1 protein-coding gene is annotated in these 504 nt (G+C 74.4%); it reads left to right on the forward strand.

The window, feature by feature from the left end:
• On the forward strand, window positions 1-504 hold a 504-nt coding region (locus IG02_RS0135540), incomplete at both ends, for a cation:proton antiporter (protein ID WP_030757805.1).

Consider the following 504-nt stretch of genomic DNA (forward strand, 5'->3'; position numbering starts at 1 on the left):
CCGTCCCGCGAGGCGGTCAAGGCGGTGGCGGAGACCACGCTCACCTGGGTCCTGTTCACCGATGCCGCACGCCTGTCCTTCCCGTCCCTGCGCCCGGACGCCGCTTTGTACCTGCGACTCCTGGGAATCGGGCTCCCCCTGTGCATCGGGCTCGGCACGCTGGCCGCCGTCGGTCTCCTTCCCGGGGTGACGGGCTGGGCGGCGCTCTACGTGGGCGCCGCACTGGCGCCCACGGACGCCGCGCTCGGAGCCTCGATGATGACCGATCCGGCGGTGCCCGCGAGAATCCGCCGGGCCGTCAATGTGGAGAGCGGCCTCAACGACGGAATCGCCACTCCTTTCGTCGCCCTCGCCCTGGCCGGGATCGCCGCCGCGGAGGCGGGCACCGGCCCTCACACGGGGCCGGGCGGCGCGCTCCTGGAACTGCTGATCGGGATCGGCTACGGCACCGCTCTCGGACTGGCCGCCGGCCGGCTGCTGCGCCGCGCGCTGCGCCGGGGATGG

The sequence above is a fragment of the Streptomyces sp. NRRL F-5135 genome (assembly GCF_000719775.1).
GTDB classification, from domain to species: Bacteria; Actinomycetota; Actinomycetes; order Streptomycetales; family Streptomycetaceae; genus Streptomyces; species Streptomyces hebeiensis.